The sequence below is a fragment of the Streptomyces sp. NPDC052496 genome, assembly GCF_040679095.1.
GTDB lineage: Bacteria > Actinomycetota > Actinomycetes > Streptomycetales > Streptomycetaceae > Streptomyces.
Genome location: NZ_JBFAUH010000005.1, coordinates 57,897 through 83,398, shown reverse-complemented (window position 1 = coordinate 83,398; position 25,502 = coordinate 57,897). Strand labels below are relative to the sequence as shown.

General features: G+C 71.2%; 21 protein-coding genes, 1 tRNA gene, 1 other RNA gene and 1 pseudogene. 12 read left to right on the top strand and 12 right to left on the bottom strand.

The annotated features are described in order from the left end of the window. The first annotated feature begins 81 nt into the window (after positions 1-81). Both AB0L45_RS09150 and AB0L45_RS09145 read left to right on the top strand, forming a co-directional pair. Positions 82-2,028: a prolyl oligopeptidase family serine peptidase gene (locus AB0L45_RS09150; protein WP_365837643.1), complete on the top strand. Its 1,947-nt coding sequence runs from the start codon at positions 82-84 to the stop codon at positions 2,026-2,028. A gap of 310 nt (positions 2,029-2,338) precedes the next feature. Continuing rightward, positions 2,339-3,175, top strand: a complete 837-nt coding sequence (locus AB0L45_RS09145; RefSeq protein WP_365837641.1) for a pentapeptide repeat-containing protein — start codon at positions 2,339-2,341, stop codon at positions 3,173-3,175. Positions 3,176-3,191: 16 nt separating this feature from the next. On the opposite strand, the gene AB0L45_RS09140 is transcribed toward AB0L45_RS09145, so the two are convergent. The 10 genes from AB0L45_RS09140 to ffs form a co-directional block, all read right to left on the bottom strand. Continuing rightward, the gene (locus tag AB0L45_RS09140) at positions 3,192-4,112 is read right to left on the bottom strand and encodes an SURF1 family protein (RefSeq protein ID WP_365837639.1); all 921 of its coding nucleotides are present in this window, start codon (positions 4,110-4,112) and stop codon (positions 3,192-3,194) included. 165 nt (positions 4,113-4,277) lie between these two features. Further along, positions 4,278-5,654 carry a DUF4232 domain-containing protein gene (locus AB0L45_RS09135; protein WP_365837637.1) on the bottom strand — a complete coding sequence of 459 codons (1,377 nt, stop codon included), beginning with the start codon at positions 5,652-5,654 and terminating at the stop codon, positions 4,278-4,280. Beyond that, positions 5,651-6,238 (bottom strand): SigE family RNA polymerase sigma factor, encoded by a 588-nt coding sequence (locus AB0L45_RS09130; protein ID WP_174856558.1) that lies wholly within the window; start codon positions 6,236-6,238, stop codon positions 5,651-5,653. Before AB0L45_RS09130 ends, AB0L45_RS09135 begins: the two co-directional genes overlap by 4 nt. A 613-nt stretch (positions 6,239-6,851) precedes the next feature. Continuing rightward, complete coding sequence (locus tag AB0L45_RS09125; protein ID WP_365837635.1) at positions 6,852-7,955, bottom strand: aspartate-semialdehyde dehydrogenase; 1,104 nt, start codon at positions 7,953-7,955, stop codon at positions 6,852-6,854. Continuing rightward, positions 7,952-9,223, bottom strand: a complete 1,272-nt coding sequence (locus AB0L45_RS09120) for an aspartate kinase (protein ID WP_003984653.1) — start codon at positions 9,221-9,223, stop codon at positions 7,952-7,954. Before AB0L45_RS09120 ends, AB0L45_RS09125 begins: the two co-directional genes overlap by 4 nt. 356 nt (positions 9,224-9,579) lie before the next feature. Continuing rightward, positions 9,580-10,245 carry a DUF5063 domain-containing protein gene (locus tag AB0L45_RS09115; protein WP_365837633.1) on the bottom strand — a complete coding sequence of 222 codons (666 nt, stop codon included), beginning with the start codon at positions 10,243-10,245 and terminating at the stop codon, positions 9,580-9,582. Continuing rightward, a complete protein-coding gene (gene recR / locus AB0L45_RS09110) occupies positions 10,238-10,837 on the bottom strand; it encodes a recombination mediator RecR (protein ID WP_003984655.1) in 600 nt (199 codons plus the stop codon). The genes AB0L45_RS09115 and recR overlap by 8 nt, the downstream gene beginning before the upstream one ends. Positions 10,838-10,976: 139 nt before the next feature. Further along, entirely contained in the window at positions 10,977-11,306 is a 330-nt protein-coding gene (locus tag AB0L45_RS09105) for a YbaB/EbfC family nucleoid-associated protein (protein ID WP_206504511.1), read from the bottom strand. A 350-nt stretch (positions 11,307-11,656) separates the two neighbouring features. Further along, a complete protein-coding gene (locus tag AB0L45_RS09100; protein ID WP_365837631.1) occupies positions 11,657-14,425 on the bottom strand; it encodes a DNA polymerase III subunit gamma and tau in 2,769 nt (922 codons plus the stop codon). Positions 14,426-14,479: 54 nt separating this feature from the next. Next, positions 14,480-14,576, bottom strand: an RNA gene (gene ffs, locus AB0L45_RS09095) — signal recognition particle sRNA small type. Between the two features lie 141 nt (positions 14,577-14,717). Here ffs and AB0L45_RS09090 point away from each other — a divergent pair. After that, a tRNA-Ser gene (locus tag AB0L45_RS09090) sits at positions 14,718-14,805 on the top strand. A 63-nt stretch (positions 14,806-14,868) separates the two neighbouring features. Here AB0L45_RS09090 and AB0L45_RS09085 read toward each other — a convergent pair. Continuing rightward, positions 14,869-15,363, bottom strand: a complete 495-nt coding sequence (locus tag AB0L45_RS09085; RefSeq protein WP_365837629.1) for a hypothetical protein — start codon at positions 15,361-15,363, stop codon at positions 14,869-14,871. Positions 15,364-15,445: 82 nt separating this feature from the next. On the opposite strand from AB0L45_RS09085, the pseudogene AB0L45_RS09080 reads away from it, so the two are divergent. Then, positions 15,446-15,628 (top strand): annotated as a pseudogene (locus AB0L45_RS09080) (GNAT family N-acetyltransferase); the annotation flags it as partial. A gap of 124 nt (positions 15,629-15,752) precedes the next feature. Here AB0L45_RS09080 and AB0L45_RS09075 read toward each other — a convergent pair. Further along, positions 15,753-16,787: an LPO_1073/Vpar_1526 family protein gene (locus AB0L45_RS09075; protein WP_365837627.1), complete on the bottom strand. Its 1,035-nt coding sequence runs from the start codon at positions 16,785-16,787 to the stop codon at positions 15,753-15,755. Positions 16,788-17,696: 909 nt separating this feature from the next. Between AB0L45_RS09075 and AB0L45_RS09070 the strand changes: the two genes are divergently transcribed. The 8 genes from AB0L45_RS09070 (at position 17,697) to AB0L45_RS09035 (ending at position 25,495) form a co-directional block, all read left to right on the top strand. Next, on the top strand, positions 17,697-18,464 hold the full coding sequence (locus AB0L45_RS09070; RefSeq protein ID WP_365837625.1) for a DUF4232 domain-containing protein: 768 nt from the start codon (positions 17,697-17,699) through the stop codon (positions 18,462-18,464). 550 nt (positions 18,465-19,014) lie between these two features. Next, entirely contained in the window at positions 19,015-19,893 is an 879-nt protein-coding gene (locus AB0L45_RS09065; protein ID WP_365837623.1) for a DUF72 domain-containing protein, read from the top strand. Positions 19,894-20,101: 208 nt separating this feature from the next. Beyond that, positions 20,102-20,662 (top strand): GH25 family lysozyme, encoded by a 561-nt coding sequence (locus tag AB0L45_RS09060; protein ID WP_365837621.1) that lies wholly within the window; start codon positions 20,102-20,104, stop codon positions 20,660-20,662. Positions 20,663-20,826: 164 nt separating this feature from the next. Next, the gene (locus AB0L45_RS09055; RefSeq protein ID WP_365837619.1) at positions 20,827-21,420 is read left to right on the top strand and encodes an NAD(P)H-dependent oxidoreductase; all 594 of its coding nucleotides are present in this window, start codon (positions 20,827-20,829) and stop codon (positions 21,418-21,420) included. A 223-nt stretch (positions 21,421-21,643) separates the two neighbouring features. Beyond that, entirely contained in the window at positions 21,644-22,213 is a 570-nt protein-coding gene (locus tag AB0L45_RS09050; protein WP_365838055.1) for an RNA polymerase sigma factor, read from the top strand. 140 nt (positions 22,214-22,353) lie between these two features. Beyond that, on the top strand, positions 22,354-23,307 hold the full coding sequence (locus AB0L45_RS09045) for a zf-HC2 domain-containing protein (RefSeq protein WP_365837617.1): 954 nt from the start codon (positions 22,354-22,356) through the stop codon (positions 23,305-23,307). Positions 23,308-23,321: 14 nt separating this feature from the next. Beyond that, positions 23,322-24,185 (top strand): ATP-binding cassette domain-containing protein, encoded by an 864-nt coding sequence (locus AB0L45_RS09040; protein ID WP_365837615.1) that lies wholly within the window; start codon positions 23,322-23,324, stop codon positions 24,183-24,185. Continuing rightward, positions 24,182-25,495, top strand: coding sequence for a hypothetical protein (locus AB0L45_RS09035; protein ID WP_365837613.1), 1,314 nt, complete (start codon positions 24,182-24,184; stop codon positions 25,493-25,495). Before AB0L45_RS09040 ends, AB0L45_RS09035 begins: the two co-directional genes overlap by 4 nt. The last annotated feature ends 7 nt before the right edge of the window (positions 25,496-25,502 follow it).

The following is a 25,502-nucleotide window of genomic DNA, read 5'->3' as shown; positions in this document are numbered from 1 at the left end:
ATCTGTCCGCATCCAGCGAAGTTATCCACAGGCTGGGGGCCGTGTCAGCGGATTTTTTCCGGGCCTGCGCAGAATGGGGCCATGACTGACGAGACCACCAACGCCAACACTGACGGTTCCGGGGCGGGCGCCCCGGGGACAGCCGGTTCTCCCGGAGCCGCGCCGGACTGGGAGAAGCGCTTCCGGGCACCGCGCGTCGGCCTGCCCGAGTGGGCCGAGGACGCCCCGGACCGCTCACTGTTCGTCTCCAACGCCACCGGCACCTTCGAGCTGTACGCCTGGGACCGGGCGAGCGGCGAGCAGCGGCAGGTCACGGACCGGCCGAACGGCACGACGGACGGCACGCTGACGCCGGACGGCGAGTGGATCTGGTGGTTCTCGGACACCGACGGTGACGAGTTCGGCACCTGGCAGCGGCAGCCGTTCGGCGGCGGCCCGGACGAGCCGGCCGCGCCAGGCCTGGAGCCCTCGTACCCGGCGGGCCTGGCGCTCGGCCGGGACGGCACGGCGGTGATCGGCCGCTCCACGGACGAGGACGGCACCACCCTCCACGTCGTACGGCCCGGGCAGCCGCCCGTGGAGATCTACCGGCACCGCGAGTCGGCGGGCGTGGGCGCGCTGTCGCACGACGGTTCGCTGATCGCCGTCGAGCACACCGAGCACGGTGACGCGATGCACTCCGCGATCCGGGTGGTGCGCTTGGACGGCTCGACGGTCGCCGAGCTGGACGACACCAAGGGCGGCACCGAGGAGCTGGGCCTGTCGGTGCTGGGCTTCGCGCCGGTGGACGGCGACTCCCGGCTGCTGGTCGGGCACCAGCGGCGCGGTCGCTGGGAGCCGATGATCTGGGATCCGCTGTCGGGCGAGGAGTGCGCCCTGGACATCGACCTGCCGGGCGATGTGGCCGCCGACTGGTATCCGGACGGCGCGGCGCTGCTGGTGGAGCACGAGTTCCGGGCGCGCGCCGAGCTGTGGCGCTACGAGCCGCTGACCCGGCAGCTGACCCGCGTCGAGACGCCTGCCGGGACGGTCGCCGGGGCGACGGCGCGGCCGGACGGTTCGGTGGAGTACCTCTGGTCGTCGGCCGCGCAGCCGCCGGAGGTGCGCTCGACGAACGGGCAGGTCGTCCTGGACCCGCCCGGGATGAAGGCGCCGGGTTCGGTGCCGGTGACCGACGCGTGGGTGGAGGGCCCCGGCGGCACGGTGCACGCGCTGGTGCAACAGCCGGCCGGTGATGGCCCGTTCCCGACGGTCTTCGAGATCCACGGCGGCCCGACGTGGCACGACAGCGATGCTTTCGCGTCCGCGCCCGCGGCGTGGGTGGACCACGGCTTCGCCGTGGTGCGGGTGAACTACCGCGGCTCGACGGGTTACGGCCGTGAGTGGACGGACGCCCTCAAGCACCGCGTCGGGCTGATCGAGCTGGAGGACATCGCGGCGGTGCGGGAGTGGGCCGTCTCCTCCGGGCTGGCCGACCCGGAGCGGCTGGTGCTCTCCGGCGGCTCGTGGGGCGGCTACCTGACGCTGCTCGGGCTGGGCACCCAGCCCGAGGCGTGGGCGCTGGGCCTGGCGGCGGTCCCGGTGGCGGACTACGTCACCGCGTACCACGACGAGATGGAGGCGCTGAAGGCGATGGACCGCACACTGCTGGGCGGCACGCCGGAGGAGGTGCCGGAGCGCTTCGAGGCGTCGTCGCCCCTGACGTACGTGGACGCGGTGCGCGCCCCGGTCTACATCTCCGCCGGGGTCAACGACCCGCGCTGCCCCATCCGCCAGGTGGAGAACTACGTCGACCGCCTGAAGCAGCGCGACCACCCGCACGAGGTCTACCGCTACGACGCCGGCCACGGCTCCCTGGTCGTCGAGGAACGCATCAAGCAGGTCCGCCTGGAACTGGACTTCACGCGCCGCTACCTGGGCCTGGGCCGTGAGCCGGGTCTGAAGTCGGGCCTGCGGTCGGGCCTGGAGCCGGGTCTGAAGTCGGACCTGGAGTCGGGTCTGGACGGGAATGGGGTGGCCAAGGAGTAGCCGTTGGGGGAGGTGGTGGAGGTGGGTGGGCCGGGGGGGGAGGGCCCCAGACTGTGCCCTCGGCCCCGCCGCCTCCCACTCCCACCCCCACCCCGCCCGCCCGCGTCCCGCCCCCGTGCCCCGCCCTCCTACCCCCTCCCCGTGTCCCCCGTCACGCCCTCCGCCCCTCCCGTCCGGGACAATGGAGGTTTGTACGGATCGTGGCGGGCCCATGAGGGTGCCCGCCGCGGGGCGGGAGAGCACTCCTGCTCATCATGGAACGGAGCGGGAGGACGCCTCCCGCTCGTCTTGCGGCAGGAGATCACCCGCGGTGTCCCAGAAGCACGAAGCGCCCTCGGCCGGCGGCGGCCGTCTCGACCTGCAGGCCGACTGCGGCAGCTGCTTCGGGCTGTGCTGCGTCGCGCTGCCCTTCGCCGCCTCCGCCGACTTCGCGGTCGACAAGCCCGCCGGCAAGCCGTGCACGAACCTCCAGGCGGACTTCAGCTGCGGCATCCACGCCCGCCTCCGCGACAAGGGCTTCGCCGGCTGTACGGTCTTCGACTGCTTCGGCGCGGGCCAGAAGGTCTCCCAGGTCACCTTCGGCGGTACGGACTGGCGCAGCGCGCCGGACACCGCGCGGCAGATGTTCGACGTGTTCCCCGTCATGCGCCAGCTCCACGAGCTGCTGCGGTACCTGAGCGAGGCGCTGTCGCTGCCGGCCGCCCGCCCTGTGCACAAGGATCTCCGCCGCGCGCTCCAGGAGACCGACCGGCTCACCCGCGGCAGCGCCGACGCGCTCGCGGAGGTGGATGTCGCGGCCGTACGGCAGGACGTCAACGCCCTGTTGCTGCGTACCAGCGAACTGGTGCGGGCCACCGTTCCCGGCCGCAAGAAGAACCACCGGGGAGCCGACCTGATCGGCGCCCGCCTCAAGGGAGCCGACCTGCGGGGCGCCAATCTGCGCGGCGCCTGCCTCATCGCGGCCGATCTCCAGGGCGCCGATCTGCGGACCGCCGACCTGATCGGGGTGGACTTCCGTGACGCGAACCTGAGCGGCGCCGACCTCACCGGCAGCATCTTCCTCACCCAGGCCCAGCTCAACGCGGCCAAGGGAGACGCGACGACCAAGCTGCCGGAGGACCTCGGCCGCCCGGCTCACTGGAAGTAGCGGGCCGCCCGGCGGTTCAGGACCGCGCTACGGAATCGGAGGCGCCGTTCCCGGAGGCACCGTTCCCGGAGGCGCCGGTTCCGGAGCCACCGCTCGCGGAGGCACCGGAACCGGCGGCACCGCCCCCGGCAGCCTCGGCCGTTTCCGTTTCCGTCTCCGTCTCCGGAACCAGGCCCAGTGCCACATCCCTGGCCGCCTCCGCCTCCCGGCGGAAGAGCCTGAACCACATGAAGAGCACGAAGCCGGCGAACACGAACCATTCCCCGGTGTACCCCAGGTTCTGGAACGCCTTCAGGTCCAGCCCGCTGCCCTCCGCCGCCACCGGCGGTACGGCGACCAGCGGCGCCTGGGCCTCGGTCACGGTGATCCAGGCGTCGTACACGTCGTACGGGACGATGTTGACCAGCGACGCCGCGCTGATCATGCCGAGCTGCCCGGACGGCAGTCCGCCGCCCGCGCGCACCCCGTCGGTGCCCTGGTTCTCCGACGCCTGCAAGGCGCCGGTGACGGTGACCTGACCGCTCGGCGGCGCGGGCACCTTCGCCCTGGCCTGCGGCGCGTCCGCGTCTCCGGGCAGCCAGCCCCGTACGACCGGGAGCGCCTTGCCGCCGTCCGTGCGCAGCAGCGTCAGCACGTAGAAGCCGTTCCGCTCGTCGAGGCGGCGGTCCGGTACGAGCAGCTGGTGCCCGGTGTCGTAGCGGCCGGTGGCGGTGGCCTGGCGGCCCGAGGTGACCTTGTCCACCGGCAGCAGCTCGGCCAGCGGCCGGGCGGCCGCGGTCTTCGCCTCGGCGGTCCGGTCCTCCTGCTGGTGGTGCGTATCGACGCGGTCCTCGAAGCGGCTCAGCTGCCAGCTGCCCATGAAGATGCAGAAAGGGATCGCCAGTACGGCGAAGACGTTGATTCCCCACCACCGCGGGGTCAGCAGGAACCGGTACACAAGGCCAACGGTACGGGGAGCGCCGCCCGGCCCGGACGGCGGGGCCGTACCGGACGGCGGGGTCGTACCGGACGGCGGGGTCGAACGGGACAGCCGGGCCGGAACGGGACGGTGCACCTGAAACGGGCGCGCCCGGCGCTCGCCGAAGGCCCGCCCCACCGTCCGCTACTGCGCCGGCAGGGCTTCGGTGCGGTAGACCGTTCCGGCGCAGGCGTCCGGGAGCTTGGCGTCAGCCGCCGCGGGCTCGCCGGCTTCCGGGGTGTGGTTGAGCACGACGCCGCCCGGCGGGTTGGAGCCGCCGCCCGGCGTGCCCTCGCTGCCGCCGGCCTGGCTGCCGCCGCCCGAGGTGCTCGCAACGCCCTCACCGGAGGAGGACGACGAGGAGCCCGGCGACGTCTCACCGGGGGCCTTGGACGGTGCCGGGGTCGGCGTCGGGGGCGGCGCGGCGCAGCCCGTCGTACCGCCGCCTTCCGCCGGCACCCACGCGAACTTCACCTCGTACGCCTGCCCCGGCTTGAGGACCAGCTGGTCCGGCGTGGTGATCGGGTCGGGCAGCCCGGGGGCCGCGTCGCCCGCCGTGTGGTCGACGACACTGACGCGCGAACTGTCCTTGCCGCCCGGCGCGAGCACGCCGATCTCGCCGCCGCCCTCGACCGAGCACGCGGTGTCGGAGGTGTTCACCACCCGGAAGGAGCCGTAGACGCGTCCGGCCGCGTCGGCCGGACCGACCGAGCTGACACCGTTGCCGAGCTGCGCGCGCGAACAGGCGGGCGAGGTGACGTCCATCGTTCCGGACGGGTACGGCGTGCCGGTGCCGGGGCCCGGCTGCTTGCCGTTGGTCTCCGGGGACTTGCCCGGGCCGGTGGGCTTGCCCCCTTCGGTCTTCTTCCCGCCGTTCCCGGCCGGCGGCTTGCCGCTGTGCTCGGTGCCCTCGCCGTGCGAGCCTTCGGTGCCGCCCGGCGTGCGCTGCGTACTGGCGGCGTTGGCGGGGCGGTCCTCGGGGCCGTCGGCGAAGTTGGCCACGTGCACCATCGCGGGGATGGAGGTACCGCCGAGCAGCAGGGCCGCGGCGGCGCCCACCACGGCGTGGCGGCGGCGCCGGCGGCGGGCCGGTACCGCGCGGCGCAACTGTTCGAGCGAGTCGGGGGCGGGCTCCAGGCCGCCGACGGCGGAGTGCAGCAGCCGCCGCAGCTCGTCCTCGCCGACGCTGCCGCCGGGGTCGCTCAGGCCGTCGTCACAGGAGCCGCCGCGCGGGTCCTGCGTGCCGTGCCGGTCCCCCGTGCCGTGCCTGTCCTCGGTGCCGTGCCGATCCCCTGTCCCGTGCCCGTCCTCGGTGTTGTACCGGTCTTCGCCGCTGTGCTGGTCCTCGCTGTCGTGCTGGTCCTCGCTGTCGCGCTGGTCCTGCGCGTCCTGCTGCCGTTGTGCGTCCTGCTGCTGCGCGTCCTGCGGGTGGTGCGGATGCCGCGATGCCCCCTGGTCGCGGGAGTTCCGCGGGCCTTGCGGTTCCTGCGGGTCGTACGGGCCGAACTGCTTGCCACTCATGCGGGAGCCTCCATGGCGACGCGCAGCGCCGCGATACCCCGTGAGCCGTACGCCTTCACCGAACCGAGCGATATCCCCAACGTCTCGGCGACCTGGGCCTCGGTCATGTCCGCGAAATAGCGCAGGACCAGGACCTCGCGCTGGCGACGCTGCAACCCCCGCATCGCCTTGATCAATTGGTCGCGCTCCAGGAGGTCGTACGCGCCTTCCTCGGCGCTCGCCATGTCGGGCATCGGCTTGGAGAGCAGCTTGAGCCCGAGGATGCGGCGGCGCAGCGCCGAACGGGAGAGATTGACGACTGTCTGGCGCAGATAGGCGAGGGTCTTCTCGGGATCGCGCACCCGGCCCCGGGCGGAGTGCACCCGGATGAAGGCTTCCTGCACGACGTCCTCGCACGAGGCGGTGTCGTCCAGCAGCAGCGCGGCCAGGCCCAGCAGTGATCGGTAGTGCGCGCGGTAGGTCTCGGTGAGATGGTCGACAGTCGTGCCCGCAGCCATCGCGTCGTCAGTGTCCCCACGCTGAGGAGAGAGCTGCGCGGGCTGCGCGGCGGGCCACGGGGCGATCACCGGCATACCCCCGGGCATGCGGGGCCGCAGCGGCCGCACTGCTGTGCCGCCGGAGCCCCCTGGGGCGAGCGCGATGCCGAATACCTCTGCCACGCCTGTTGGACACGTTTCCCCCCATCAGGGTTGTACGCGCACGACACCGTCTTTGACGGCGGGTCAAATGCCCTCATGCGTACCAGCTCTTCCCCAATACCCCATTTTTCCCGCAGGCCCATGGACACCCGCGAGGGGCGGCCACAAAGACGCTCCCCGCCCAACTACCGGTTGCAGTAAGGGGGGAGCGAATAGTCGAACACGGCGTCGGGCCAGTTCAAGTGGTTTGGACCAACGACTCGCTCACAGGACCTTCACACAACTCACAAGGTATCTCCTGAGCCGATCAGTGACAGCACCAATCGGGTCAGTAACTGCCTGAAGCGGTGCTCCTCGGCCACGAACGGCGCTTACCGGCCATCGAGCGTCGCACACCGGGCCCGGCCATCGCACGCCGGGCCCGGACACCGAGCCGGACCCGAGTTCGCGGCGCCCGTACACCGAGCCCGGACACCGAGCCGGACCCGAGTTCGCGGCGCCCGTACGCCGAGCCCCCGGCCCCCGTACGCCGAGTCCGAACCCCGTACGCCGGTCCCCGCTACCCCGGCAGCTCCGCCGCGACCACCTCGGCGATCTGCGCCGTGTTCAGCGCCGCGCCCTTGCGCAGGTTGTCCCCGCACACGAAGAGTTCCAGCGCCCGGGGGTCGTCCAGGGACCGCCGTACCCGCCCGACCCAGGTCGGGTCCGTACCGACCACGTCGGCGGGCGTGGGGAACTCGCCGGCCTCCGGATCGTCGCAGACCACCACACCCGGCGCGGACGCCAGGATCTCGTGCGCCCCGGCGACCGTGACCTCGTTCTCGAAACGGGCGTGCACGGTCAGCGAATGCGTGGTGATCACGGGGACGCGTACGCAGGTGGCGGAGACCCGCAGGTCCGGCAGCCCCAGGATCTTCCGCGACTCGTTACGGACCTTCAGCTCCTCCGAGGACCAGCCGCCCTCCTGCAACGACCCGGCCCACGGCACGACGTTGAGCGCGACCGGCGCCGGGAAGGGGCCGAGGGTGTCGCCCATGGCCCGCCGTACGTCGCCGGGCGTGGTGCCCAGTTCCGTACCGGAGACGGCGGCGAGCTGGGCGCGGAGCGTGTCGACGCCGTCCTTGCCCGCGCCGGAGACGGCCTGGTACGAGGAGACGATCAGCTCGGTGAGCCCGTACTCGGCGTGCAGGGCGCCCAGCGCGACGATCATCGAGAGCGTCGTGCAGTTCGGGTTGGCGATGATGCCGCGCGGGCGGACCCGCGCCGCGTGCGCGTTGACCTCGGGGACCACCAGCGGTACGTCCGGGTCCAGCCGGAACGCCGCGGAGTTGTCCACGACCACCGCGCCCTTGGCGGCGGCGACCGGCGCCCACTGCGCGGCGACCTCGTCCGGCACGTCGAACACCGCGACGTCGATACCGTCGAAGACCTCTTCGCCCAGCGCGAGGACCTCGACCTCCTCGCCCCGTACGGCCAGCTTGCGGCCGGCTGAGCGGGGGGAGGCGATCAGCCGGATCTCGCCCCAGATGTCGGCCCGCTCGGAGAGGATGCCGAGCAGCACCGAGCCGACCGCGCCGGTGGCGCCGACGACCGCCAGATGCGGCTTACGGGCCGCGCGGTCACCCACGCGGCCCGTAGCCGTACCCGAGAAGGGGGTCGTCATCGACCGGTGCCGCCGTACACCACGGCCTCGTCGCTCTCGCTGTCCAGGCCGAAGGCGCTGTGCACGGCCTGCACGGCTTCCTTGACGTCGTCGGCGCGGGTGACCACCGAGATGCGGATCTCGGAGGTCGAGATCAGCTCGATGTTCACGCCCGCGTTGGACAGCGCCTCGAAGAAGGTCGCGGTCACGCCGGGGTTGGTCTTCATACCGGCGCCGACCAGCGAGATCTTGGCGATCTGGTCGTCGTAGCGCAGCGAGTCGAAGCCGACCGAGGCCTTGGTCTTCTCCAGCGCCGCGACGGCCTTGCGGCCCTCGTCCTTGGGCAGCGTGAAGGAGATGTCGGTCAGACCCGTCGAGGCGGCCGACACGTTCTGCACGACCATGTCGATGTTGACCTCGGAGTCCGCGATGGCGCGGAAGATCGTCGCGGCCTCGCCCGGCTTGTCCGGGACGCCGACGACCGTGACCTTCGCCTCGGAGGTGTCGTGCGCGACGCCCGAGATGATCGCCTGCTCCATGGGCTGGTCCCCTTGCGGTTCGTTGCTGACCCAGGTGCCGCGCAGTCCGGAGAAGGACGAGCGGACGTGGATCGGGATGTTGTAACGGCGGGCGTACTCGACGCAGCGGTGCAGCAGCACCTTCGAGCCGGAGCTGGCCAGCTCCAGCATGTCCTCGAACGAGATCCAGTCGATCTTCCGGGCCTTCTTCACGACCCGGGGGTCGGCGGTGAAGACACCGTCCACGTCGGTGTAGATCTCGCAGACATCCGCGTCCAGCGCCGCGGCCAGCGCGACGGCGGTGGTGTCCGAGCCGCCCCGCCCCAGCGTGGTGATGTCCTTCTTGTCCTGGGAGACACCCTGGAAGCCGGCGACGATGGCGATGTTGCCCTCGTCCACGGACGTCTTGATGCGGCCCGGGGTGACATCGATGATCCGCGCCTTGTTGTGCACGGAGTCGGTGATGACACCGGCCTGGCTCCCGGTGAAGGACTGCGCCTCGTGACCGAGGTTTTTGATCGCCATCGCCAGCAAGGCCATGGAGATCCGCTCTCCGGCGGTCAGCAGCATGTCGAACTCGCGCCCCGACGGCATCGGGGACACTTCCTGCGCGAGATCGATCAGCTCGTCCGTCGTGTCGCCCATCGCGGAGACCACGACAACCACCTGGTTGCCATTCTTCTTGGCCTCGACGATTCGCTTGGCAACGCGCTTGATGCCCTCGGCATCCGCAACGGATGAGCCGCCGTACTTCTGCACGACAAGGCCCACGTGCGCTCCTCGCAACTGTCTCTTCGGGAGTTTCCTCCCGGACCCCCGGAAAGGGGGTACTGCGGTCGGCTCAGTCTAACGAGCAGGCGGAATCCGCCTCGCCGATACCACATGGTGAGACATGGCGCTCACGTCACGCACGTCCGTGGACCGGCAGGGGCGCGCCGTTGCGCCCGCTCGGCGAGCACATGCCCGCTTCTCACAAGGGCACACGGAAAGGTAACCCAGGTCACACCGGGGGCGACGGCCGTACGGGTGGGCCGCACCGGAAAGCGCGTACCCGCGGACCGGGTGGTCTCACACCCCGCGCGGGACTCCCCTGCTCGCGTGGCGGTGCCGCACCCGGCGCGGCGTTCTCACACCCCGCGCAGCCCCAGCGGCCCGGCGATCTCCGCCGCCATGACCTTGCCGGCCTCCTCGGCGAGCTGTTCCTCGTCGCCGTCCGCCGCGTCGCTGTCCGTGTCCAGGCCGTCCAGCTCGTCCAGCGGCTGGTCCAGCCGCACGTGGGCGACCAGCGACTGGAGGGCGCGCAGTGCCGCGCTCGCCGTCGGCCCCCAGTTCGACAGGTACGAGAACTGCCACCACCACAGCGCCTCGCTGACCCGGCCCGCGCGGTAGTGCGCCAGGCCGTGCCGCAGGTCCGTGATGATGTCCGCGAGGTCGTCGGAGATCCGGCACGCCACGGGCGCGCTGCGCGGTACGTACGGGTCGAAGACCTCGGAGTACACGTCCACCGGGTCCAGCAGCCGCGCGAAGCGCTCCCGCAGCTCGTCGACGTCCGGTTCCGGGCCGACGTCGGGCTCGTACCGCTCGTCCGGCACGATGTCCTCGTGCGCCCCCAGGCGGCCGCCGGTCAGCAGCAGCTGGGAGACCTCCAGCAGCAGGAACGGCACGGCGCTGTCCGGCTCGTCGCCCTTGGCCACCTCGGTGACCGCGACGATGAAGCTCTCGATCGAGTCGGAGATCTGTACGGCGAAATCGTCCGGATTCCGCGTGGCGTCGTGCAGCGTGGCGTCAGACATCGAGAAGTCTCCTCCCTTCGAAGGCCCGCCCGAGCGTGACCTCGTCGGCATACTCCAGATCGCCCCCGACGGGCAGTCCGCTGGCCAGCCGCGTCACCCGCAGGCCCATCGGCTTGACCATGCGCGCGAGGTACGTGGCCGTGGCCTCGCCCTCCAGGTTCGGGTCGGTGGCCAGGATCAGCTCGGTGATCGTGCCGTCCGCGAGCCTGGCCAGGAGTTCCCGTATCCGCAGATCGTCGGGGCCCACGCCCTCGATCGGGCTGATCGCCCCGCCGAGCACGTGGTAGCGGCCGCGGAACTCCCGCGTCCGCTCGATGGCCACGACGTCCTTGGGTTCCTCCACGACACAGATGACCGCCGGATCGCGGCGCGGGTCCAGGCAGACCCGGCACTGCTCGTCCTGCGCGACATTGCCGCACACGCTGCAGAACCGGACCTTCGCCTTGACCTCCATCAGCGCGTTCGCGAGCCGGCGGACGTCGGTCGGCTCGGCCTGAAGAATGTGGAAGGCGATCCGCTGCGCGCTCTTGGGACCGACGCCGGGCAGTCTGCCCAGCTCGTCGATCAGATCCTGGACCACGCCTTCATACACGGAACGTCTTCTCTCTCTTCTGCCGTGCTGCGTACGCTAGTTGTCTCCTCCCCGGAAAGGGAGACCCATTCCCCGGCGACTTCGGCGCCGGAATGCCACGGAACGGGCGTTCCGTGGCGGTACCGACGCCGGGCCGGGCTCAGAAAGGCAGGCCGGGGATGCCGCCGCCCAGTCCCTGGGCGAGCGGGCCGAGCTTCTGCTGCTGGAGCTGCTGCGCGCTGGCGTTCGCGTCCCGTACGGCGGCCAGGACGAGGTCCGCGAGCGTCTCGGCGTTCTCCTCGGCGGTCCCCGCCTCGGGGTCCACCGCCTTGGGGTCGATGACCAGGCCCTGGAGCTCGCCGGAGCCGTTCACGGTCGCCTTGACCAGGCCGCCTCCCGCCGACCCCTCCACGGGCGTCTCGGCCAGCTCCTGCTGGGCCGCCGCGAGATCCTGCTGCATCTTCTGGGCCTGCTGGAGCAGCTGCTGCATGTTGGGCTGACCACCGGGGATCACTACGTGACTCCTGCCGTACGACAACGATTGGTGCGGTAGCCCGAGCCTACGTGCTCGAACGGCGCGACGCCCTACGCCGTACGGAGGAGCGCGGCCGTACGCCCGCCCGACCGCCGTCCGGCACCCGACCGCCCTCGCACGACCGGCACCCGGGCGCCGCGGCCGACCGGCACACAACCGCCTCTGACCAGCCGGTACGCCCCGCCCGCGACCAGTACGTCCGCACTCGCCGCCCGCGACCAGTACGCCCGTACTCGCCCGTACTCGCCCGTGCTCTCCCCACTCATCCGCACCCGTCAGTGCGTGTCAGTACTCGTCACTACTCGTCAGTACTCGTTGTTGAACTCCTCGACCACCGTCGCGCCCAGCTCGCGCACGATCAGGTCGTGGCCGCTCAGCGCGGAGTCGACCAGGTCGGGGTCGTCCTCGGCCGGCATGTCGTCCTCGATCGACACCGGCGCGGGCTCCGGCTCCCGGTACGCGGAATCCGCGGCGCCACCGCCCGCATGCCCGGAAGCACCGGCTCCGGCCCCGGCCCCGTAAGAGCCGCCGGATCCGCCCTGGCCACCGGCACCACCCTGGCCGCCGCCGGAGCCGTACCCGCCACCGCCGGCCGCCGCGCCCGCCGGCGCCACCGCCTGCCGCGCCAGCTGCGCGCCCTGGCCGCCACCCGGGGCACCGCCGCCCGCGTCGTACCCGGAGCCGCCGCCCGGCGCACCACCGGACGCACCGCCACCCGGCCCGCCCTGGCCGCCACCCTGCGCCGGAGCGCCAGAAGGACCGCCGAAGCCACCGCCACCGCCGAAGCCGCCGCTGTTGCCGCCGAAGCCACCGCCCTGCGGTGCGCCACCGCCGGGGCCGCCGGGCGGATTGGTCCCCCCGGACGGGTCGACGATCGCCTCGACCTTCCACTGCACGTTGAACTTCTCGGCCAGCGCCTGCCGCAGCACGTCCTCGCTGCCGCCGTTGGCGAAGCTGTCGCGGGCCCCCGCGTTCGGGAAGCCGATCTGCAGCGTCGTGCCGTCGAACCCGGCGACCTGCGCGTTCTGGCTGAGCAGGATCCAGGTGAAGCGCCGCCGGCCCTTCACGGCCTCCAGGATCTCCGGCCACAGCTGCCGTACCTGCGCGGCACCCTGGGCCATGTTCCCGCCGCCCTGCGCGGGCTGCTGGGCCTGCTGCGGCTGCTGCGGCTGCTGCCCGGGCTGTACGGGCACGGACTGCCCCGCAGCGGCCGGCGCGCCGCCACCGGGGCCAGGCGCACCGGAGCCCGCGGCCCCTCCCGGACCGCCCTGCCCCGGCGCCACGGCCGTGGGCCACCCGCCCGGCTGCCGCCCGGTCGCGCCACCCGCCGCCTGCTGCCCCGGCCAGGCCCCGGGCTGCCGCTGCCCGGCCGCGCTCTGACCACCGCCCTGCCCGGGCCAGGCCCCAGGCGCCGGCTGCGCCGCCCCCGAACCAGCACCGGCACCGGCACCGGCATTCGCGGCCCCCGGCCAGGCACCCGGCGCAGCACCGGCCGCAGCCTCCGCCCCCGCCGACTCCACCTGCGCACCACCGGCAGTCACATCACTGGCAGTCACACCACCCGCAGCACCGGCCCCAGCACCTCCGCCGGTCCCGGCACCTCCGCCGACCCCGGCACCTCCGCCGCCCCCAGCTCCAGCACCGGATCCAGCACCGGCACCGGCCCCAGCACCTCCTCCCCCGCCGCTCATCCCCCGCACCGCAGCACGCGCAGCAGCAGGCCCGGCAGGTCCCGCAGCCCCACCGACCCCCGCAGACCCCGCAGCCCCAACCTGCCCAGCTTGCCCAGCCTGCGCAGCACCACCGGTCGCCGACGGCGGCATGGCCGGATGCGCCCCCGGCCCCGGCACGTACTCGACCTCAGGACCGCCGACACCCGTCGCCACCGCCCCGCCGAGGTTCAGCCCGGCCGTGCTCGCCCCGCGCTCCAGGCGGTCGAGGCGTGCCTGTACCGAACGCTCGTCGTCGTACGCGGCGGGCAGCAGCACCCGCGCGCAGATCAGCTCCAGCTGCAACCGCGGCGACGTGGCCCCGCGCATCTCCGTCAACCCGGCATTGACCAGGTCCGCGGCGCGCGCCAGCTCCGCGCCGCCGAACACCGACGCCTGGGCCTGCATCCGCTCGACGACATCGGCGGGCGAGTCGATCAGGCCCTTCTCCGCCGCGTCCGGCACCGCCGCCAGGATCACCAGGTCCCGCAGCCGCTCCAGCAGGTCGGCCACGAACCGCCGCGGGTCGTTGCCGCCCTCGATGACCCGGTCCACGACCTCGAAGGCCGCCGCCCCGTCACCCGCCGCGAACGCCTCCACGATCGAGTCCAGCAGCGACCCGTCGGTGTACCCGAGCAGGGCCGTGGCCATGGCATACGTCACACCGGCGTCGCCCGCCCCGGCGAGCAGCTGGTCCATCACCGACATCGAGTCACGCACGGACCCGGCCCCGGCCCGTACGACGAGCGGCAGCACACCCTCCTCGACGGGGATGTCCTCCTGCCCGCACACCTCAGCCAGGTAGTCACGCAGCGTCCCCGGCGGCACCAGCCGGAACGGATAGTGATGCGTACGCGACCGGATCGTCCCGATGACCTTCTCGGGCTCGGTCGTCGCGAAGATGAACTTCAGGTGCTCCGGCGGCTCCTCGACCACCTTGAGCAGCGCGTTGAAGCCCGCCGACGTGACCATGTGGGCCTCGTCGATGATGTAGATCTTGTACCGGCTGCCGGCCGGCCCGAAGAACGCCTTCTCCCGCAGCTCACGCGCGTCGTCGACACCACCGTGCGAAGCGGCGTCGATCTCGATGACGTCGATGCTCCCCCGCCCGTTCCTGGCGAGGTCCACACACGACTGGCACTCCCCGCACGGATCGGGCGTGGGACCTTTCTCACAGTTCAGACAGCGCGCCAGGATGCGCGCACTGGTCGTCTTGCCGCAGCCACGCGGGCCACTGAACAGATACGCGTGGTTGACCCTGTTGTTCCGCAGGGCCTGCTGCAGCGGATCGGTCACGTGCTCTTGCCCGATGACCTGAGCAAAGGTCTCGGGGCGGTAGCGGCGGTACAGCGCGAGGGACGACACGCATACGACGATATCGGCCCGCACTGACAACCGGGCCGCCCCCGATCCCCGGAACGCAGACGCCCCCCACGCACCCGCCAGAGCTCACTTACCCTTGCTGCCTTCCGGCCCTGGGGGAGTTCGGTGAGATAGCGCCACGTGAGGGGCTGTGCCCAACCCTAGCGGATCCCCCACCCTCCGCACGACCCCGCCCCACCCCAAGATCACTTCCACCCCTCTCCGCGATCACTCACACCCCCCTCCGCCGGATCATGTTCGCGAGCACCCCTCAACGTCTTGTATTGTTTGCGGCGGAGGATTCGCCTAGTGGCCTAGGGCGCACGCTTGGAAAGCGTGTTGGGGGCAACCCCTCACGAGTTCGAATCTCGTATCCTCCGCCAGTGCCTCACCGGGCACTAACGTCGAAGGGCCCCACCGCAAGGTGGGGCCCTTCGACGTTGTCCCTACGGCTCGTCGTCCTGCATCTTTGTCCACGGCAAGATTCTCCGGGGCTTCCCAGATGGCGCGCTCGATCTTCCGGGCTGCTCCTTGAACATGGGATCAGTCACGTCCAGGTACCGCGCCCGCATCCGCGCGGCACCGCCCGGCTCCCAACCCATGATCTGGTCGATGACCCGATCCGGGATCCCGAGCAGCATCAGCACGGTGCCCGCTGCGTGCCGTGCGTCGCGCAGACGCCCGTCCCGGACTGGATGCCTCGGTGATGCGCTGCTCTTGCCATGGGGATACCGCGTTCCAGTTGGACGGGCGTGCGGTGCAGGCGCTCTTCGCCCCGGCACCGGCAGGCACGGTGACCGCATGCGGTGCCGGGCAGGCTCCTTGACCGCCAGCGCGCGCACGGCGTCTGGCAGGTCGACCGTCGCACCGGTGCCGGGCCCGAGGTAGCGGGCGTAGGCCATGGTCGACTTGATGTCGACGCCGGGGCGGACCGCGTTCACGGAGCGCATCGCGCCCCGGTAGATCCAGTGTTCACCGCGGGTGGTTGGCACGGTTCGGGTGGCGGGCAGGGCGGTGCATGCCCAAGCTCTTGGTAGCCGCCTCCTCGATTGGGCCGGGGACCGTGGTTATCGAGCAGGTGCCGAGTGGATGCATCTGGATGCGTGGACAACCAATGTCAGCATGCAGTCGTACTACCTGCGCCACGGTTTTCAACACGTCCGGACCGTTCACCAAGGTTTCGCCGTGAATGGCGGTCCCAGGGTCTAAGGATGGCTCGCGCAGCGACCCACAGGCCCTGCCGCTCACGGATTCGCGGATGAAACCGCTCACTCCGGAAAAGTATCCGGACATTACTTGGCGCACAATCAAGCACGTCACTAAAATGCGATCAGCTCAGCCAAATATCAACGGGCGGCATGGCGGAGGACCCAAGGATTCTCCGACAGTGAGCATGAGCGATAGCGATGCCGACACTAGTCAAGTCGAAACTCTTCATAGAGGAATTCTCCCAGATCTCGGAAAATCTCTTAATCTCTGGACCAAGGGAACTGATCTCGTCGCGGATTGTTTCCCCAGCGATAGGGTTTGCCTCGAGGAGCCGCTTAAGCTCGCCAGCATGCACCCCGACACCTATAGTCGACAGTTTATTTTCGAGGTCGGTTAAACTTACGGCAGCCACTTGCAACTTCGATGGATCGCGCAAGCATGACATTACGACCCCTTTATCCTTGAGGTCAGTTGCCCATGGGTATTGCTCTTCCTCGAACCCCAACGTAAGCAGTCCAGCATACCTACCGAGGAAGAGCTGAGTGAAAGTCACAACACCCAGGCTAATCGACCCGCATCCCGCGTACGCCATGTGCCCCATATTGGCATCTGACGGATGATTCAGGCCCTTGACCAAGGGAATCCAGTACTCGCGAACGGTGTCGTAAAGCTGGGGAATACTTACGGCATTCACGTTTACGTAGCGAGCCATGAATACTGCAGCCAGCACTGCGACGTGCGCGCTGGTGAGGCGGGGAGCCGTCTTGAGTGCCTCATTCAGCACTACCTGCCTGAACGACCCGCCGGATTGCTTTGCTCGGTCGACGAGCATATCGACAAGGAGGTCCCCGAGGTCCTCGTCTCCGGTTGTGGCAAACTCCTCCTGCACCCGGAAGAGGGCGCGTTGAAAATCGGGATTTCGCGCATTGTTCAGCGACTCGGGGGACTCTTCGGTAAGCTTATTGAGGAACTTGTCGCATACCTCCCGGGCGCGCTCCTCTGCGAGGCTCGCAGCCTCGGAGGCGAGGTGCATGTAGTTCTGACGGAACACGTCCGCCGCAATCTCCTTGGCGTCACGGTAAGAGATTCCCGTATGCAGATTTCCGGCAACTTGATAATTGGTGGAGTTGCCTCCACTTGTCTGGCGCTGATTCATCAATTCCGCCGGTTGGTCTCGCTGTTCCCGTCGACCCGCATGTTTCCCCCTGCTTGATAATTGATTGAATTATTTCCAGATCTCTGGATCTGTCGCCCCTCCTTCTTGTTTCGGTCAAAGTAGAACCAACCGACAAATGCGATGGGGGCCGCGACGCCCACCCCACTGAAAACCCACGTAACCCAACTCATCAATACTTCCGTTCTAGTCTGTCTCTTAGGGTGCAGCGCCCCGTTCACGCGACGTCTGGAGGCACGGTGCGGGGATGACCTAGGCGGAGCTAGCGAGGCGACGTTGTAACGGACGGTAGACCATGCCAGTGACAGACACAGGCAGAACGGCAATCAGAGCTGCTTGACATCAACCGGTGACATCAACTTCGACGCACAACAACGGACGTCGAAGGCCCCGCGCCCGCGTGAGAAGCGCGGCGGTTGTGGAGCAGACACCTGGGCGCTGCGTGGTCGACAGGTGCGCACCCGCTTACGGATCTGATGGAGTCCTGATGGCCTCGTTGTCCCCGGTCGTTGTTCAGTTCGCCGGCGGTCTCATCTGTCCTCAGGCGTTCCCGCATGCTCTCTGGCCTGCTGCACAAACATCCACGAACAGTCGCGCACACCTATACGCACGCTTGGAAAGCGTGTTGGGGGCAACCCCTCACGAGTTCGAATCTCGTATCCTCCGCCAGTGCCTCACCGGGCACTACGTCGAAGGCCCCTACCGTTCGCGGTGGGGGCCTTCGTCGCGTTCCGTGGGGGGCTCCGGGTGGTCGGGGGTCGTGGGTTCGGGCTGGTCACGGGGGTATTAGTTGGACGTTAGCGGGGCGGCAGTGCGGCGGTAGTGGGTGTGGTCAGAGTGGGTGTCGTACGGCAGAGAGACCGACACCGAACTTCCCGGGGGGAACCCGAAATGAGCGCCAACACCACCGCCCGCGCCACCCGTCGCCGCACCCTGCGCGTTGCCGCCGCGGCCCTGACCGCAGCTGCCGCGTTTTCCCTGACCGCCTGCTCCGGTTCGGACGCCGCCGCCCCCAAGGCCGGGGGCCAGGCGGACACGAGCGCTGCCGCCGAGGCCGGCGGTGCGGGTTCCGCGGAGGCCGGTGCCAATACCGGTACCGGTGCCGATGGCGCGGGCTCCGCCGGCCAGACGGACAAGGCCAAGCCGAACGCCGGCAGTGGCAGCTCGTCCCACGGCGGGACCGGTGGCTCCGGAGGCACCGCCCCGTCCCGGGCCGGTTCCGGGAGCGGTACGGCGAAGGGTGCGGGGAAGGACAAGTTCTGCCGGACGACGGAGCTGAACATGGAGGCCGTGGACAGCTCCCCGGACCAGACGGTGGGCGACGTCACCGTGCAGATGACGAACAAGGGCAGCAGGTCCTGCTCGGTGACGGGCTTCGCGGGTGTCGACCTGAAGGACGCCGACGGCACCTCCGCCCCGGTCCACCGCGGCGGTGAGCAGCCCCGCACCACCAATCTGATGCCCGGTGACACCGCCACCTTCAGCATCTCGTACAAGGTCGACTCCAGCGGTGACAGCCTCGCGAGCCCGACCAACATCATCGTGACGCCGCCGAACGAGACCCACAGCGTGTCCCTGAAGTGGCCCGCGGAGGCGCAGAAGCTGGCCGGCCCGTACGACGAGAAGATCCAGGTTCACCCGGTCGGCATCGCCAACTGACCCCGGCGAGGACCGCGCACGGTCCCTTCCGGAACGCATGAAGCCCCCGGTGTGGTGTCGGGGGCTTCAGCGCTTTCCGCTTTCCGGTTTCCTGCCGGTTCAGGGCTGGGGCTGGGGCTGGGCTTCTGCCGGCTCTTCCGTCGTGTAGTCGGAGACGTCCACGTCGCGTTCCTTCAGGGCTGAGCGGAGCTTCCGTACGGCCGCGATGTGGTCTGCGCGGGGCAGGTGGCCATGGTCGAGGTGTAGCGCTTCGCCCAGGCGAGCGCGTCGGCGCGGCTCTTGGGCGGCGGGGGCGCGTTGATGTCGCCGGACGGCTGGGGCGCGCAGGCTGCGGTGAGGGGGAGGGGCGGTGGGGTGTGGGAATCAGAGTTCGGGCACTTCGGCGGCTGTCGGGGGGAAGCCGCAGGCGTCGAAGTGGACGGGGGTCAGCTCGTCGTCGACGTCACCCCGCCATGCGTACGTAACCGTCATGGCGTGATCTTAGGAGCGAGCCGGGCCGGACACCTCCGCCCGTTCTGGTGGGGGCGGCGGGACGGGGTAGCCGGGGGGCATGGGTGAGATTCTGGTCGGGACGTGTTCGTGGACGGATCGGGCGTTGGTCTCCAGTGGGTGGTATCCGTCGGGGCGGCGGGACGCCGAGGGGCGGTTGCGGCATTACGCCGGACGGTTTCCGGTGGTGGAGGTCGACGCGACGTATTACGCGCTGCCGAGTGAGCGCAACAGCCGGCTGTGGGCCGAGCGGACGCCGGAGGATTTCCGGTTCGATGTGAAGGCGTTCTCGTTGCTCACCGGACATCCCACCCGCCCCGCCGCGCTGCCCGTGGATCTGCGGACCGCATTCGTACGGCGCAGGGAGTTCGCCGACGCGGAGGACGGCGGATTGCTGGACGAGGTGTGGCGGCGTTTCAGTACGGCGGTGGAACCGCTGCGGGAGGCCGGGCGGCTCGGTACGTTGCTGTTTCAGTTCCCGCCGTGGTTCGCGCCGGGCGCGCGGGCGGAGGCGTTTCTCGCGCGGTGCCGGGAGCGTACGGAAGGGTGGCCGGTCGCCGTCGAATTCCGCCACCCGGAGTGGTGGCGGGACGAAGAACGGCAGGCCTCGACGGCGAAGATGCTGGCCGAGCTGGGGGTGGCCACGGTGGCCGTGGACATGGTGCAGACGCTGCCGGTGTCGATACCCCCGGTCGCTCCTGTCACGGATGACGGGTTGGCGGTAGTGCGTTTCCACGGACGTAATGCGGCCTGGGGGTCCGGGAGCAAGGAAGAGCGGTTCCGGTACGTGTATGCGAAGGAGGAGCTGTCGGAGTGGGTTCCGCGGCTCCGGGGAATGGCGGAGCGGGCCGGCGAGGTGCACGTGCTGTTCAACAACTGCTGTGCGGACGCGGCGGTACGGGCTGCGGAGTTGATGCGGGAGGTGCTTGGTCAGGTGTAGGGCACGGGGTGGGGTGGGGTGCCGGGAGTGGGTGGAGCGGGGGTGGGTGGAGTGGGGGGCGCGCGTGAGTGCTACCGGTTGCGCGGGGTCGTGGGGATGACGCGCGGGCGATGAGGGGAATGTATGAAGAGGGCGTACTGAGGCGGGCGGGGGGGCTCGCGTGATGCGGCGCCTCGATTCCCAACGACCGTCCGTCGAGAGGCATCTCATGCTGCATGGCGTCGACATTTCCGCTCACCAGTCCTCGTATGACGCACAGGGCCTGGACTTTGTGTTCATCAAGGCGACCGAGGGGCGTTCCTATGCCAGTCCGCACCGGGCCGAACAGGCGGACAAGGCACGGAAAGCCGGGTGTGTGGTGGGCTTCTACCACTTCCTGTGGCCCGGGAACATCGAAGCCCAGGCCAAGTACTTCGTCGAGAAATGCGGGGCGAAAGAGGGGGACCTGCTCGCGGCCGACTGGGAGACGACGAGTGCCGGCACGCACGCGAGCGGGGCGCAGAAGGACCAGTTCCTGCGGGCGGTGAAGAAGTTGGCGCCACACCATCGCGTGCTGCTCTACACCAACGTGTCCTTCTGGAAAGGGCACGACTCCACGTCGTACGCGGCGGACGGTCTGTGGATCGCCGATTACGTCAGTCCCGGCAAACCGCGGATCAAGGGAAAGTGGCTCATTCACCAGCACACCAACCGTCCGCTGGACAAGAATGTCGCGCGGTTCGACGACCGTGCGGCGCTCAAGAGGTGGGCCGCGGCCGGGGAGGGGTGAGGAGGGGCGCTGGGTCTGTCCTGGGCCGCCGGTGGGCCGGGGGCCGGGACACGGGGGCCGGGGACTGGGATCCCAGGGCCGGGGGACCGGGGACTCGTGGCCCCGGAGTGCGGGTGTAATAGGGCGCGTAGGCAGGGGTGTTCGTTTTCTTGAGGGGGATATCGGTGAAGGCTGCGATCTATCTCGCGCATCCGCGTCCGGGCAGTTTCAACCACGCGCTGGCCGACGCCGTCGCGGCGGAGCTGGGCAGCCGGGGCTGCCAGGTCGTCACGCACGATCTGTACGCCGAGGGGTTCGATCCGCTGCTGCCCCCGGACGGCACGGAGACGGTACGGGCATCCGGGGAACCGGACGACGCCTGGACGGCGCGCCACCGTGCCGAGGTGGCGACGCTCGACGCCATGGTCTTCGTCCACCCGAACTGGTGGGGCATGCCGCCGGCCGTACTGACGGGGTGGGTCCAGCGCGTGTTCGTCCCCGGCGTCGCCTACAAGCTGGGGACGGCGGACGGTGAGCCGGTCGGCCTGCTGAGGGCCGGCCGCGCACTGGTGCTGAACACGTCCGACACGCCCGCCGAGCGTGAGCAGCGGGAGTTCGGCGACCCGTTGCAGCAGATCTGGGCGGCATGCGTCCTGCCGTACGTGGGGGTCACGGACGTCCGGCGGCATGTCTTCCGTACCGTCTCCGACTCGGCCGAGGCGGAGCGGGAGGCGTGGCTGCGGGAGGCGCGGGGGCAGGCGGCGGCGCTGCTGGCCTGATTCCGGCCGATGTGCGGACGGTTACGCAGGGACGGAGGTACGGGGATACGGGGCACAGGGATACGGGGGCACCTGGATACGGGGGCACGGGTGGTCGTGAACCGGGCAGGCCCGCCGGGGCGATAGAAGGGGCGTGAGACTGTTCCGCCCCGTGGGGGCAGACCGAGACGGCACCGGCAGCCAGGATGCCGGTGCCGGCACAGGTGCCGATGATGACGACACCGTGCTGCTGCGCGCCGTCGCGCACGGGGATCAGCGCGCGCTGGCCACGTACTACGACCGGCACGCCGGATGGCTGCACGCGCGGCTGACACGGCGCTGCGCGGATCCGGAGACCGTACGTGAGGTGTTGCAGGACACCTTCGTCACGGTGTGGCGGTCCGCGGCTTCGTACCGCCGGCCGCGCCGCGAGGGCACGTCCGGCGGCTGGCTGTGGGTGATCGCCGCGCGCCGCCTGGTGGACGCGCAGCGGGCGCACGCGCGCGCCCGGCGTGCCGAGAGTGCCGGGCCGGCCGGGCAGGGGCCGTCAGAGCCCGTTCCGTCCGCCGAGGAACACGCTCTGGCCGGGGTCGAGTACGGGGACGTGGGCACGGCCCTGCGCCGGATCTCGCCCGAACTGCGCGACGTACTGCGCGCCACGGTCATCGACGGCCTGACCACCCGCGAGGCCGCTCACCTGCTCGGCATACCGGAGGGCACGGTCAAGACCCGCGCCATGCGCGCCCGGCGCGAACTGCGCGCCGCGCTGGCCCAGCTGCACGGCAGCGATGTTTCGTTGGGAGGGCTCGCGTGATGGGCGAGGTGTTCGAAAACCCCGGAGGCTCCGGCGGCCCTGGAGTTCCCGGAGGCCCCGGAGGCCCTCGCGTTCCCGAAGACCCCGGAGGCCCGGAGGGGGCCGTGCCCGCGTGCGCCTCCTGGCATGTGGATGTGGTGATGGGGGCGCGGTATGCCGAGGGGGCGCTGCCGGAACCCGAGGCGTGGTCCCTGGAGAAGCATGTGGAGGGCTGCGCCCGGTGCGCGGACGCGGTGTCGGCCGCGGTCCGGGCCACGGTGCCTGCCGGGGCGGCGCTGGCGGAGATACGGGGGGCCCTGCTGGCCGCGGTCGGAGCCGAGACCGCGGTGGAAGCCGAGACCGCGTTCGAAGCCGAGATCCCGGTCGAGGCCGAGACCGTGGCCAATACCGCGGTCAAGGCTGAACCCGCTGTCCAGGCCGCCACCCGCGCACGCGGCACCGCCCCGCTCCCCCGGCGCCTCACCCGCGCCCTCTGGTCGGCCGGGCCCGCGCTCCGTGGATCCTGGCTGGTCGCGTTGCTGGTGGTGTGTGGGGGAGCCGCCGGACTCGCGTACGGGGCCGGGTTCGCCGGGGCGCGGCCGCTGCTGCTGGCGCTCGCGCCCGTACTGCCGGTGGCGGGAGTGGCCTTCTCGTACGGGCGCCACGCCGACCCGATGCACGAGATCAGCGCCGCGTCGCCGTCCGGCGGGCTGCGGCTGCTGCTGATCAGGACTGCGGCCGTCCTCGGGGTGAGCCTGCCGCTGCTGACGGCGGTGAGTTCCTTCCTGCCGGGCACGCCCGGCCTGCCGGCCGCTCCAGCCTGGTTGCTGCCGGGGCTGGCACTGACGCTGGGCGCGCTGGCGCTCGGCTCGTACGTCGGGTGCCGTACGGCTGCCGGGGTGGTCGCGGCGGGCTGGACGGCCGCCGTACTGCTGCCGGTGCTCGCCGCGCAGTCGAGGGGCGGAGGCGGCACCGGGGCGTTTCCGGTGGCGGCGCTCGCGGAGCAGCTGGCCCGGTACGTGTCCGGAGCTGCGGCGCAGGGCAGTTGGGCCGCGGCCGCCGTGCTGGGCGCGGGGCTGGTCCTGCTGCGCCGCGACCGGTTGGGGAACTTGTGAGGAGCCGTACGCGTATGAACAACCGCAGTGGGAGCGCCGGCAGTACGAGCAGCGCGAACAACGGGAGCAACGGGAACACCGTGCGCGTCTCCGGGCTAGTGGTCCGGCGGCGTAAGGCCGTCGTCCTCGACGGGGTCGATCTCGCTCTCGGTCCGGGCGTCCACGGGCTCCTCGGCCCGAACGGCGCCGGGAAGACGTCCCTGATACGGGTGCTGGCGACGGTCTCCCGCCCGGCCTCCGGGCGGGTCGTCCTGCTGGGCGACGACCTGGCCGGCCACCGTGAACCGACCGCCGTACGCCGCCGGATCGGCTATCTGCCGCAGGACTTCGGGTACTATCCGGGGTTCACGGTGCGGGACTTCGTCGCGTACGTGGCCTGGCTGAAGCAGGTGCCGGGCAGCTCGGCGGAGGCGGCGGTCGAGCGCGCCGTGGCGCGGGCCGGGCTGGCCGGCCGTATCGACGTGAAGCTGAAGTCGCTGTCCGGCGGCATGCTGCGGCGGGTCGGCATCGCGCAGGCCATCGTCAACGATCCGGACCTGCTGCTGCTCGACGAGCCGACCGCCGGGCTGGACCCGGAACAGCGGGTCGCCTTCCGGGAGTTGCTGAGGGAGCTGGGGGTCGGGACGACGGTGATCGTCTCGACCCACCTGGTGGAGGACGTGGCGTTGGCGTGCGGCGGGGTCACGCTCCTCGAAGGCGGTCGGGTGGTCTACCGCGGTACGCCGGAGTCACTCGCGGCGGCGGGGCGCGGTGCGGCGGGTGGCCTGAGCGGTGGTCCCGTCGAGCGCGGGTACCTGGCCGTACTGCGTGAGCACCGCGCCGCGCCCGTCGGCGCGTCCCGCGGCACACCCCGCTCCGTCCCGGGAGCAGCCCAGTGACCCCCCACCCCCTCCGCGCCGAAGCGCGCGGCAGTGTCGCTCCCTGGGCCGGGCTCGCCGTGTTCCTCACCCTCGCGGCGGCGATGGCCGTGACGGCGGAGCGCTGGCAGGGCAGCTGGGGTGAGACGCGGTTCGAACTGCACGCCGTGGCCACCCTGCTCGGCGGCCCCCTCGCCGCCGCCGTCGGCTGCCTGCACGGGGGCCGGGAGCACCGTTCCCGTACGGCCGGCCTCCGGGTCACCGCAGCCAGGAGTCCGCTCGCGCAGTTCGTGGTCGCCGTGCTGCCCGTCGTCCTCGCCGTGGTGCTCGGTTACGTACTCGCCGCGGCCTGCGCGCTGCTGGCGTCGGCGCCCTACGTGTCGGCCGGGCGGCCCCTCTTCCTGCCGATGGCGGGGGACGCGGTGTTCCTGGCCGCTACCACCGCCGCGGCCATGGTCGCCGGGCGGCTCGTGCGGTGGCGGCCCGCGGCACCCGCGCTGGCCGGCCTCACGTACGTCGCCCTGGGCCTGCCCTCCTACCGGGACGAGGCGGTCCGCTTCCTGAGCCCGGCTGTCGACGGCGGTGTCGGTGAGGCGCTGCCCGCCTGGTGGCAGCCGGTGGCGATGGCCGGGTGGACGGGCGGGCTCGCCGCGGCGGCGGTCGTCGCGTACACCGCGCGTCCGGCGCGCCGGCGGTGGGCCGCGCTGCTGCCGCTGGCTGTCGCGGCCGGCGCCGCCGTGGTGCTCGTGCAGGCGGGGCAGCGTGCGTGGCACCCGGACCCGGTCGCCGGGCAGCAGGTGTGCGACGGCGGGGCACCGCAGGTGTGCGTCAACGCGCTGGAGAAGGACCTGCTGCCGCAGGTGTCCCGGGCCCTGTCCGGCGTCACGGGCCGCCTGGCCGGGGTGCCGAACGCACCGGGCCGGTTCGAGGACCTGCCGCGCGGGCCGCACCACGACGAGGCCGAGCTGCCGCAGCTCTTCCGGGGGCAGAGTGTCGTACGGGGCCGGCTGGCCGATCCGGAACGGTTCGCCTGGGAGGCCGCGGCGGGGCTGGCCGGGCGGCGTGAGTGCGGCGGTACGGAACCGTTCCTCCGTGTCGACGACGCCGTGCGCGACTGGCTGGTGTCGAACGGCCTCAGCGAGCGCCGCCGGGCGTTCTGGGCGCGGGCGGCACGGGAGCAGGGCGACCAGGCGGCCGTCGCCGCCGCGGAGGCCGGTGACCGGGCTCTGCGCCACCTCGCGTCCATGGGGGACGAGCGGCGGCGTGCCTGGCTGGGGCGGTACTTCGGCTCGGTGGAGAGCTGTGACGCGCGGAAGGTGCCGCAGTTGTGACGTCGTG

Coding starts and splice junctions, on each gene's coding strand:
- AB0L45_RS09075 (WP_365837627.1), bottom strand. CDS start 16,787: ATGAATCAGCGCCAGACAAGTGGAGGCAACTCCACCAATTATCAAGTT.
- AB0L45_RS09125 (WP_365837635.1), bottom strand. CDS start 7,955: ATGACGACCCCCTTCTCGGGTACGGCTACGGGCCGCGTGGGTGACCGC.
- AB0L45_RS09135 (WP_365837637.1), bottom strand. CDS start 5,654: ATGAGTGGCAAGCAGTTCGGCCCGTACGACCCGCAGGAACCGCAAGGC.
- AB0L45_RS09065 (WP_365837623.1), top strand. CDS start 19,015: ATGGGTGAGATTCTGGTCGGGACGTGTTCGTGGACGGATCGGGCGTTG.
- AB0L45_RS09045 (WP_365837617.1), top strand. CDS start 22,354: ATGGGGGCGCGGTATGCCGAGGGGGCGCTGCCGGAACCCGAGGCGTGG.
- AB0L45_RS09070 (WP_365837625.1), top strand. CDS start 17,697: ATGAGCGCCAACACCACCGCCCGCGCCACCCGTCGCCGCACCCTGCGC.
- AB0L45_RS09115 (WP_365837633.1), bottom strand. CDS start 10,245: ATGTCTGACGCCACGCTGCACGACGCCACGCGGAATCCGGACGATTTC.
- AB0L45_RS09130 (WP_174856558.1), bottom strand. CDS start 6,238: ATGCCCGGGGGTATGCCGGTGATCGCCCCGTGGCCCGCCGCGCAGCCC.
- AB0L45_RS09040 (WP_365837615.1), top strand. CDS start 23,322: ATGAACAACCGCAGTGGGAGCGCCGGCAGTACGAGCAGCGCGAACAAC.
- AB0L45_RS09105 (WP_206504511.1), bottom strand. CDS start 11,306: ATGCAGCAGCTGCTCCAGCAGGCCCAGAAGATGCAGCAGGATCTCGCG.
- AB0L45_RS09060 (WP_365837621.1), top strand. CDS start 20,102: ATGCTGCATGGCGTCGACATTTCCGCTCACCAGTCCTCGTATGACGCA.
- AB0L45_RS09150 (WP_365837643.1), top strand. CDS start 82: ATGACTGACGAGACCACCAACGCCAACACTGACGGTTCCGGGGCGGGC.